This window comes from Actinophytocola sp., assembly GCF_036378875.1.
In the GTDB taxonomy this organism is placed as follows: Bacteria; Actinomycetota; Actinomycetes; order Mycobacteriales; family Pseudonocardiaceae; genus Actinophytocola.
This window is the reverse complement of record NZ_DASUVO010000047.1, coordinates 86,368-95,918: the sequence shown is the minus strand read 5'-3', so window position 1 is coordinate 95,918 and position 9,551 is coordinate 86,368. Positions and strand designations below refer to the sequence as shown.

10 protein-coding genes are annotated in these 9,551 nt (G+C 70.0%); 5 read left to right on the top strand and 5 right to left on the bottom strand.

Features of this window, described 5'->3' with window-relative positions:
- Positions 1-4: 4 nt before the first annotated feature.
- Complete coding sequence (locus VF106_RS13505; protein WP_330840004.1) at positions 5-418, top strand: NUDIX domain-containing protein; 414 nt, start codon at positions 5-7, stop codon at positions 416-418.
- Here VF106_RS13505 and VF106_RS13500 read toward each other — a convergent pair.
- Positions 415-1,497: a DUF2332 domain-containing protein gene (locus tag VF106_RS13500; protein ID WP_330840003.1), complete on the bottom strand. Its 1,083-nt coding sequence runs from the start codon at positions 1,495-1,497 to the stop codon at positions 415-417. The two genes, VF106_RS13505 and VF106_RS13500, sit on opposite strands and share 4 nt — an antisense overlap.
- Positions 1,498-1,501: 4 nt before the next feature.
- Positions 1,502-2,026: a MaoC family dehydratase gene (locus VF106_RS13495; protein WP_330840002.1), complete on the bottom strand. Its 525-nt coding sequence runs from the start codon at positions 2,024-2,026 to the stop codon at positions 1,502-1,504.
- 257 nt (positions 2,027-2,283) lie between these two features.
- On the opposite strand from VF106_RS13495, the gene corA reads away from it, so the two are divergent.
- The gene (corA, locus tag VF106_RS13490) at positions 2,284-3,363 is read left to right on the top strand and encodes a magnesium/cobalt transporter CorA (protein ID WP_330840001.1); all 1,080 of its coding nucleotides are present in this window, start codon (positions 2,284-2,286) and stop codon (positions 3,361-3,363) included.
- 69 nt (positions 3,364-3,432) lie between these two features.
- Positions 3,433-3,558: a hypothetical protein gene (locus tag VF106_RS13485; RefSeq protein WP_330840000.1), complete on the top strand. Its 126-nt coding sequence runs from the start codon at positions 3,433-3,435 to the stop codon at positions 3,556-3,558.
- Here the strand turns inward: VF106_RS13485 and VF106_RS13480 are convergent, their stop codons facing one another.
- The 3 genes from VF106_RS13480 to eccB form a co-directional block, all read right to left on the bottom strand.
- On the bottom strand, positions 3,559-4,644 hold the full coding sequence (locus tag VF106_RS13480) for a WXG100 family type VII secretion target (protein ID WP_330839999.1): 1,086 nt from the start codon (positions 4,642-4,644) through the stop codon (positions 3,559-3,561).
- The gene (locus tag VF106_RS13475) at positions 4,641-4,952 is read right to left on the bottom strand and encodes a hypothetical protein (RefSeq protein WP_330839998.1); all 312 of its coding nucleotides are present in this window, start codon (positions 4,950-4,952) and stop codon (positions 4,641-4,643) included. Before VF106_RS13475 ends, VF106_RS13480 begins: the two co-directional genes overlap by 4 nt.
- A gap of 195 nt (positions 4,953-5,147) precedes the next feature.
- Positions 5,148-6,767: a type VII secretion protein EccB gene (gene eccB, locus VF106_RS13470; protein WP_330839997.1), complete on the bottom strand. Its 1,620-nt coding sequence runs from the start codon at positions 6,765-6,767 to the stop codon at positions 5,148-5,150.
- Between the two features lie 576 nt (positions 6,768-7,343).
- Here eccB and eccE point away from each other — a divergent pair.
- On the top strand, positions 7,344-8,615 hold the full coding sequence (eccE, locus tag VF106_RS13465; protein ID WP_330839996.1) for a type VII secretion protein EccE: 1,272 nt from the start codon (positions 7,344-7,346) through the stop codon (positions 8,613-8,615).
- A gap of 157 nt (positions 8,616-8,772) precedes the next feature.
- Positions 8,773-9,501: a hypothetical protein gene (locus tag VF106_RS13460; protein ID WP_330839995.1), complete on the top strand. Its 729-nt coding sequence runs from the start codon at positions 8,773-8,775 to the stop codon at positions 9,499-9,501.
- The last annotated feature ends 50 nt before the right edge of the window (positions 9,502-9,551 follow it).

Genomic DNA, 9,551 nt, shown 5'->3' with positions numbered 1-9,551 from the left:
GTCCATGACCGCCTTCGACGATCCGATGATCAGGTGTGTCGGCGCGGTGGTGCACGACTCGGTTGGCCGGCTGCTGCTGGTCCGCAGAGCCAACGAACCGGGCCGGGGGCAGTGGTCGCTGCCCGGTGGCCGGGTGGAGCCTGGCGAGAGCGACGCTGACGCCGTCGCCCGCGAGCTCCGTGAGGAGACCGGCCTCGAGGTGCGGGTCGGTTCCTTGATCGGAAGCGTACAGCGCGGCCCCTTCTTGATCTTCGACTACGCCGCCGAGGTGATCGGCGGCGAGCTGGCCGCCGGCGACGACGCGTCCGCCGCGGCATGGGTGACCAGGGCGGAGTTCGCCCGCCTCGACGACGGGAACATGTTGGTGGCGCAGTTGTCGGACACTCTGACCGGTTGGCACGCTCTCCCCCGCGTCTAGTTCAGCCAGTGCATGCGTTCGCCGTGCCACGAGGTCTGTGCCAGCGCGGTGGTCAGCTCCTCGCCATCGATCCAGCGGGTGCACGCGAGGACCGCCTGGCCCGTGTCGAGCTCGGGATGATCCGGTACCAGGCCCACCGAGTACGCCTCCAGGCTCACCCAGAACGTCGCCCGTGCTGCCGCCAACTCAGCGAGGGCCGTCCGGAAGGCCGTCACCCGTTCGGCCGAGTACGGTCGCAGTGCGTCGCTGGTGAGTACGACTATGGGTAGTTCTGCCGGAATGCGGTCGGCCGCGCCGGCCAGGTCCGTCACCGGGTCGCCCTTCACCAGGATCGGCGCTTTCTTGCTGCGTACGGTGGCCGCGGCGCCCAACTGCCGCAGCCGGTCGGGCTGGTCCGGCCGCACGCACGCCTCGAGCCACGCGTACTCGTCCTCGTCGTCCAGATCTACCGGATCGTGGTCCAGACCGACCCGTGCCGCCACCTGGAGCCGCTTCGGGATCGTCGGTCCCTTCTGCCCCGGTGCGAGCTTCAGCGCGCAGTGCAGGCCCAGCGCGGCCCGCCCCGGCCCTGCGGCGACCTGACCGGCCTGCTCGGACTGGTAGCGGTAGGAGTACAGGTCGATGCCGAGCAGCAGCGCGGCGCCGGAGCCAACCTCCAGGAGTCCGACCGGGCCACCGCCGGCCTGCCGCGCCGCGAACGCCACCGCGGGATAGAACAACGCGGCCCGGCCGACCTCGTTGCTCCTCGGCACGCGGGTGACCACGAGCGAGCGGATCCGGTCGGCCCGCTCGAGCGCGAACGTCCGGAACATCGGCCACAGCCCGCCGTCCGGGCCGTACGAGCCGCCCAGCGTCGGGTAGTAGTTGGTCAACTCGTGGAACGGCTCGGCCTGCAGCACCCGCTGCACGGCGGCGAGAAGCAGCTCCGGGTCGGGATCGGCGGCCACCGTGAGCAGCCGCCCGACCTCGTCGTCCTCCGCCGCGTGCGCGGCGAGGTAGCTGTAGAGCGGCGACGTCTCCTTGACGTCGGAGGCGAACCGCCGCAACCGTTGTTGAACCTCGTCGAGTGCGGCGCTCATATGTCTAGTTTGCCCGAGGCTCCGGGCGCCCGGGCTGTTCGCCTCCCCGCGCATCGCCGTAGGAGCGCTTCGGCACCATCACCTTGCGCCGGAAGACGCACACGACGGTGCCGTCCTGCTTGTAGCCGCGGGTCTCGACGTACACGACGCCACGGTCGTCCTTCGACTTCGACGGGGTCTTGTCCAGCACCTCGGTCTCGCCGTAGATCGTGTCGCCGTGGAAGGTCGGCTTCACGTGCCGCAGCGACTCGATCTCCAGGTTCGCGATGGCCTTGCCGGAGACGTCCGGTACGGACATGCCCAACAGCAGTGAGTAGATGTAGTTGCCCACCACCACGTTCTTGCCGAAGTCGGTGGTGTTCTCGGCGTAGTTCGCGTCCATGTGGAGCGGGTGGTGGTTCATGGTCAGCAGGCAGAAGAGGTGATCGTCGTACTCGGTGACCGTTTTGCCGGGCCAGTGCTTGTAGACCGCGCCGACCTCGAACTCCTCGTAGTACCGACCAAACTGCACGTCACGCCTCCTTGTCATGACCGGACTCGGGCAGTCTGCCAGGTGAGGTAGTCTTGACGACTGGTGTGTGAGTGAGCCCGCACCGCATTGACCCAAGGAGGTGAGGACGCGTGAGCGACCCGCATAACCATCCCAGCTCGACCGGTCGCAGTAGCACCAGCGTCCCCGCCGGAAGGGTCACCCGCTAAGGCAGCAGGTCTCCCGCTGGTTCCGCTCGGACGCTCCGGCGCCTTCTCGTGGCGCGTCGTCAGTTCGTTCCCAGCTGGGAGGTCACCATGCCCGCGATTCCCTCGCTCGGCAACCTGAGAGGCCGGAACAACCGGCGCAACCAGAACCATCAGGCCGGCCAGGAGAGTCTCGCGCACGTCGTGGACTGCGGCGTGTACGTCGACGGCGAGCGCCTGCCCGGGCAGTGGTCACCGCTGGACGCGATCAACGAGGTGCGTGGGCGCCGCGAGGGTTTCGTGTGGATCGGGCTGTACGAGCCGGGGCTTGAGCAGCTGCAGGGCATCGCCGAGGTGTTCGGGCTGCACGAGCTGGCCGTCGAGGACGCGGTGACCGCCCACCAGCGCCCGAAGCTCGACCGGTACGAAGAGACGCTGTTCATGGTGCTCAAGACCGTCCGGTACATCGAGCACGAGTCCCCGACCTCCGCCAACGAGATCGTCGAGACCGGCGAGATCATGGCGTTCCTCGGCAAGCAGTTCATCGTGACCGTGCGGCACGGCAAGCATTCGGGCCTGCAGCAGCTGCGTGAGGAGCTGGAGGCGGCGCCGGACCGGCTGCGCATCGGGCCGGCCGCCGTGCTGCACGCGATCGCCGACCGGATCGTGGACTCGTACCTGGCGGTCAGCGAGTCGTTCGAGAACGACATCGACGTGATCGAGGCATCGGTGTTCGCGCCGCGCAGCCCGATCGGCGCCGAGCAGATGTACCTGATGAAGCGGGAGATCCTGGAGCTGCGGCGGGCGGTCATGCCGCTCGCGGTGCCGTTGCGCCGGCTGGCCGAGGGGTACACGCCGCTGGTGCCGGAGCAGGTGCGGTCGTACTTCCGCGACGTCGACGACCACCTGACGACGGTGTCCGAGCGGGTGGCGAGCTACGACGAGCTGCTGACCACACTGGTGGACGCGACGCTCGCGAAGATCTCGTTGCAGCAGAACACGGACATGCGCAAGATCACCGCATGGGCGGCGATCATCGCGGTGCCGACCATGGGGGTCGGCGTGTACGGCATGAACTTCGACTACATGCCGGAAACGCACTGGCGGTTCGGCTATCCGCTCATCATGGGCGTGATCATCGGCGTCTGTCTCATCCTCTACCGCATCTTCCGCCGGAACCGATGGTTGTAGCTGGGCGGCGGATTCCCGCCGTCCAGCGCTCCCAGCTGATCCGTCCACCTTTGTCGAGGGAGGTTTCCCGTGCCCAGGCTGTTCACCAACCCGCGTTTCTGGATGATGACGTTCGTCCTGATCTGGCTCACCGTGATCACGGTGCTGATCGCCACGGGCTCCGACATCTCCCCCGGCACAGCCGGAGCCCGCTAGCTAGTCGTCGGCGCCGATGACCGGGGTGCTCGCCCTCGGCGGCTTGCCGAAGATGTCCTGCGGGTCGCCCTGGACGCGGCTGCGGCTCTTGTGGTCCGCGTCGCCGCCCTGGCCCTGGCCGCCCATCGGCATCATGGGAGGCATCATCCCCATGCCGCCCATGCCTGATTTCGGGCTGCCGCCGGACGGTGGGGCGGCCGCCGCGGCCGCCGGGGCGTTGCCACGCGGGGCCTGTTCGCCGGTCACCGTGTAGTTGCCCGGGCCGAGCGGGGCTGCCGCGCCGGCCGCGGCCGCGCCGCTGCCAAGGCCTGCGCCACCGCCGCCCCCGAGGCCACCGCCTCCGCCGCCGATACCCGCGCCCGCCAGGTCCATCCCGGGCGTCGCGCCGGCCAGGTCAGTCGACGTGTCCACCTCCGGCGGGGTGCTCGGCGCCGGTGTCCCCGGTGTTGGCGACGGGGCCGAGGGGGCGGCCCAGTTCTCCTCAGGGAACATGTGGTTCATCGTGACCTGGCGGAACAACTCGTCGCCCTCAGCGCCCTCACACAGCTGCACGAACGCCTCGAGGATCTGCCGGACGGACTCGAAAAGCTCCTTCGTCGGGCGCCGCATCATGTCCACGTACTCGCGGGCGCGGGCGTCGCCCTCCACCGGCAGGGCCATGGCCTCCGACGCGGTCTCGGCCGTCTCCGCCAGGACGGACGCCAGCTCCTGGACGATCTCCCGGATGCCGTTGGCGGTCTGGTCGAGCACCTCGGCCATCGCGACCATGGCATCGGCCAGGTCGTTGCCGGCCAGGCCAACCCGCTGCATGTACGCGATGAACGAGTCCGCGGCCGCGCCGTCCCACGCCGCGTCCAACCGGCCCAGCGGCGTGCTCAGGGCCTCGGTGACCTGCTCGACGCTCTCGCCGACCATCCGCCAGCGGTCGGCCTCCGCGTGCATGTCGCTCCACCGGCCGACGACCGGGGCGAAGTACTCCTCGACCGGGTCCGCGATGCCCAGGCGCATGGCCAGCTGCGACAGGTAGTCGAGCTGCGCCGCCACCTGGCTTTCGATGTCCTGGCCGTCGATCGTTGGACTGGTCACTTCAGCTCCCGCTTGATCGCGCGCATCCCGGACTCGTCGGTGTCCTGGTAGACGGTGGTGACCTTCTCCAGCCCGTCGGACGCGGTGGACAACGTCTCCACCGCGCGGGCCAGCTGGTCACGGAGCAGCCGTGCCGCCTTCCCGTACGCCTGCGCGGTGTTGAGCGCGCGGCCCAGCTCGCCGAACGACGAGTCGTCCAGCGGCGAGATGGCCATGGTGTCGACACCCTCGGCAAGGGTGTCCGCGCTGGACGCGGCGAGCTTCGCGTAGCCACCAACCCAGGTGGCGTCCAACTTGATCCCGGTCACAGGTCACCCTCCGTCATGACGCCCACTCCCCCGCTCCGTGGTGCCGGAACGCTCCGCGGGCGAGTTGCCGTCCTGATTGTTGATGATTCGCTCCGCAAGCTCCGCTCAGTCGATTCCGACGATAGGGGAACCAACCTGGTTCCCGTGGCTGCTTTTGCAACTAGATACGAAGTGACGCCATCTCGGTTCGTCGACTCAGCCGCCACCGTTGGCCTGGCTGCTCGGTGGGTACTGGCCGGGGCCGATCGGCGCGGAGTCGTAGCTCTGCTGCACGTCCTTCACGTTGAGCGAGGCACCGTCCGGTAGCAGCCGGATTATGTTCTCCGGCGCCGGTTTCTGGTCGGCGAGCCCGAGGATGTTCGCGGTCGCCACGTTCGGGATGCCGAATTTCACGCCACGGTCGGAAACCAGTGTGATCTGCCCGGTGTTGAAGTCCTCTGTGGACGTTGCCTGGCGGATGACCGCGCCGCGGCCCGGTGGCATGTAGAAGTGGTCGATGCGGACGCCGTCCGCGCTGGGCGTCGAGATCGCGACGGACTTCGCCGAGCCGTCGGAGTTCAGCGGGACGCCCGGGAGCGCCGTGCCGACGTGCACCGACGTGTGTTCCTCCGCGCCGTCGCCGGAACCGGTGAAGCGCCAACCAAGACAGGCCACCGGGAAGGTCTCCGGCTTGAGCACCTCGGTGGCGGTCTCCGGGTACGTCGAGTCGTCGATCTCGTCCAGCTGCTGGACGTTCGTGATCTGGTCCGGGTTGACCGCCTTGATCTCGGGATCACCCTGGGCCTCGTAGAACCGGATGAGGTCCGCCGTGGATTCCTTGACCTGCTGGATGCCGTCCTTGAACAGCACGTAGAACTCGGTGACATTGCCGGCGCGCTCCACCCGGAACACCGAGCCGACCTTGTCCAGGTCCGGATCACCGAGGTCGACGTTGGAGTCGGTACCGCGGCCGGGAATGTTGGGAGTCCTGAGTTCTGCCTTCTCCGGGATCGCGTTCAGCATGCCGGTCGAGATCACGCGCGGCGTGAGGTTCGTGAGCTTGAGCGCTTCCTTCACCTCCGGCCGCCCCAGGTCGACCTTCGCGCGGACCGCGTCCGTGTTCGGCAGGTTCGCCGTCGGTGGCGTGCGGTAGACGAGGTAGGTCTCCCCGTCCGGCGCTTCTACCAGCAGGGACTGGTTCTGCGCCAGCTGCGGGCCGCGCTCGGGGACCCCGGCGATCACCGTGGTCTCGACTTTTCTCTCCCTGGCGGGGTCGTTCTGGGTCCGGTCGAGTGCGTACTGGTCGCAGACCGTCCAGATCGACTCGATCCGCTGGTCCGCGCTCGGCAGCAGGTCCGGCCCGTTCGCGATGCCGACCTTGCGGTCCTTGGGGATGTCCCGAAGGTCGTTGTCGTCGACCACGGTCGGCGTGACGACCTTCGCGTTCCCCGCTGCCGCCGCCTGCTGCGCGCCCTGCGCGCCCTGCTGGTCCTTCTGCTGCTGTGCCATCAGCAACAGGCGCGCGGACGCCAGGTTGAACACCGGCACGAGCCTGCGGTCCGGGTTGGCGATCATCACATACACCTGGCCGGACGGTTTGCCGATGACGATGCCGTCGTCGGACGGCGCCTTCGCTCTCGGCGAGAGGATCCCCCAGATCAGGAAGCCGATGAGGCCGATCGCGGCGATGCAGACGCCGACGACCGTGGCACGGCTGTGCGTGCGCATCGGGTCGTGCAACATCACGGCGTCCTTGCGAACCAGCGCCGACTGCATCCTGCGCAGCACGAAGCGATACGCCTGGACCTGAGACTTGGTGGTCGGTGTACTTGGCATTTCCGCCTCTGCAGCTCCCCACTCGCGGTACGGTTCCGCAGGATAGCCCTACCGGCATCGGTTGCACGTGGGTTCGGAGCAGGCGACAGAATTCGGTGGGCGCAGCACAGGGAGCGGAGCGAAGGAGCACCCCGCCGGACTGACCGAGGAGCGTGCTCGGGAGCGAGGAACGAGCGACGAGCACGCGACGAGGGAAGGAGGCGGCTGGGCGCAAGCGCGAAGCGACCCGATCGAGCGCAGGATGAGGGGAAGATCGAGCGGATGTCGGTGAGCACTCCTCCACGGCATGGCAATGGCCGCACTCCTCCGCCAGGCCAGCCGCCGAGACCGCAGGGGCCGGGGGGACCTCGTGGCGGCAACGGCGGACGTGGTGTGCCCGGTCGTCCCGCGGGACCTGGCGGGCCCGGCGGTGTTCGTAGCCCTGCCCCACCCAACGGCCGCGGCGGTCCCGGTGGGCCCGGTGGACCGGGAGGTCCCGGCGGGCCTGGCGGGCCCGGCGGGCCTGGCGGTAACGGTCCCGGCGGGTCAGGCGGTCCCTCTGGTCCGCCGACGCCACCCGCCCCGCCGCGGCCGCCCATGTCGGCCCGGCGCCGCACGCGGGGATCGAGCCTGGGCACCCTGCCGGTCTCCAACCTGGTCGCCCTGGAGGTCGCGTTCGCGATCGGGCTGATCCTGCTCGCGATCAACATCGACCTCGTCTACGTGGCGATCGGCATCACCGTCGTCGGCCTGCTGGTCGCGCTCATCCGCTGGAACGGCCGCTGGTTCACCCAGTGGATCGGCCTCACCCTGCGCTACGCCTTCCGCTCGCACGCGCGGCTGTCCAGGCCGACCAAACCCGTGAGCATCGAGGGCATCGCCGACTCCGACGTCACCCCCGTGACCGGTCCGGACGACCCGAGGGTCGCACTGCTCCGGCTCGCCGTGCCGGACCTGGTCGTCGCGCACGGCACCGACCACGAGCGGCGCCCCCTCGGCCTGTCCTGGCACGACGGCACGTGGACCGCCGTACTGCTGGTCGACCCGGCCCCCGGCCTGGTCACCCAGCTCGGCGGCGCCCCGAACCTGCCGCTGGGCGCGCTCGCGCCCTGCCTGGAGGACCGCGGTGTGGTGCTCGACACCATCCAGGTCATCTGGCACTGCTACCCCGGCAGCGCGGCCCTGCCGCCGAGCTCGCCGGCGCTCGCCTCGTACATGGAGCTGCTCGGCCCGCTGCCCGCGGCCGCGCGCCGCACCACCTGGGTCGCCGTCCGGCTCGACCCGCGCCGCTGCCCCGCCGCGGTCCGCGAGCGTGGCGGCGGTGTGATCGGCGCGCACCGCGCGCTGATCGGCGCGCTGTCCCGGGTCCGCAACGCGCTCGAGTCGCGTGGGGTGCCGACCCGGCCGCTCGACCCGGACGAGCTGCTCAAGGCCGGGATCTCGGCCGCCGAGCTGACCGGCGCGCTGCACGTGCCACCGCCGAACGGCGGCGGCGCCCAGGCCCCGCCGCAGACCCCGCGAGCACGGCTCACCGAGCGCTGGTCGGGCGTCACGGTCGCCGGCATCGGGCACGCCAGCTACGCGATCACCGGCTGGTCCCGGGGCAAGCCGGCCACCAGCCTCAACGCACTGACCGGCGTGCGCGCGCTGTCGTCGACGGTGGCCGTGTCGATCTCCCCGGGCGCCGAGGAGAACCAGGTCGGCCTGCGCGGGCTCGTGCGGGTCAGCGCCCGCACCCCCGGTGAGCTGGAGTACGCCGACGAGCGGCTGTCCACCATGTCCGACCGGCTCGGCATCACCCTCACCCCGCTGCGCGGGCTCCAGGTCGCCGGGCTCGCCGCCACGCTCCCGCTGGGAGGACGGGCATGAGTAGCCCTGTGTCAGCCTCGGGATCGAGATCCGGCCGAGTGCAACGCAGCCGCACCTCAGGGGAACGTGACGCAAGCCAGCCACAAGTACGTGACCAAACAGAACCATCCGTCCCCCACGTGACCAACACATTCAATTCCGGGGAGGCGGAACAGTCATGAGTGAGTCGTCCAGGCTTCTCGATCTCCAGACCGGTAACGGGCTGACCGAGGAGTTCCTGGTGTCGCCCGAGATCCTCGACGCGATCAGCCCGACCGGTGACCGGGGCGGCATGATGCTCGGCTCGACGCCGCAGGGCGAGCCGATGACGATCTCCGCGCTGCGGCCGGCACCGACCAGGCTCGTGCTGGTCGGCGGGCTGTACATGGCACGGCAGGTGGCGCTGCGGGCCATGGCGGTCGGCGCCTGGGTGGTCGTCGCGACCGGACGGCCCGCGTCGTGGCAGGTGCTGCAGAAGGCCGCCGGCACCGGACCGGACGGGCGGCCGGCGCCGCTCGTGCAGATCCGGCGCCTGAGCCCGGTGGAGCTGCCCCGCCCGTCCGAGGACGGCCCACTGCTGGTCGTGCACGACGGCGGCCCCACCCCGCAGGAGCTGTTCCCGCCGCGCTCGCCGTGGCAGACCACCGTGTACGTGCTGCCCTACATGCACCCGCAGGCCGGGGCCACCGCCAACGCCGCCGACCTGGTGCTGTTGCAGCGCCTGCCGGTCGGTCAGGCACAGCTGGCGGCCCGGGTGTGGCGGCTGCCGCCGCCGATGGTGCACGAGCTGACCACGCTCGCCGACGACGAGGTGGTCGCTCTCGGGCACATGCTGTGGAAGCGGATGCGGCTCATCACCAACACCAAGGAGCAGCAGATCCTCGGCCCGGTCCGCCGAGGCGACTGAACCGCTCTATGGGACGCGGCAACCGGCCCAATTTCGGCGGCTGATCGGTC

Coding starts and splice junctions, on each gene's coding strand:
- VF106_RS13505 (WP_330840004.1), top strand. CDS start 5: ATGACCGCCTTCGACGATCCGATGATCAGGTGTGTCGGCGCGGTGGTG.
- VF106_RS13500 (WP_330840003.1), bottom strand. CDS start 1,497: ATGAGCGCCGCACTCGACGAGGTTCAACAACGGTTGCGGCGGTTCGCC.
- VF106_RS13495 (WP_330840002.1), bottom strand. CDS start 2,026: ATGACAAGGAGGCGTGACGTGCAGTTTGGTCGGTACTACGAGGAGTTC.
- corA (WP_330840001.1), top strand. CDS start 2,284: ATGCCCGCGATTCCCTCGCTCGGCAACCTGAGAGGCCGGAACAACCGG.
- eccB (WP_330839997.1), bottom strand. CDS start 6,767: ATGCCAAGTACACCGACCACCAAGTCTCAGGTCCAGGCGTATCGCTTC.
- eccE (WP_330839996.1), top strand. CDS start 7,344: ATGTCGGCCCGGCGCCGCACGCGGGGATCGAGCCTGGGCACCCTGCCG.
- VF106_RS13460 (WP_330839995.1), top strand. CDS start 8,773: ATGAGTGAGTCGTCCAGGCTTCTCGATCTCCAGACCGGTAACGGGCTG.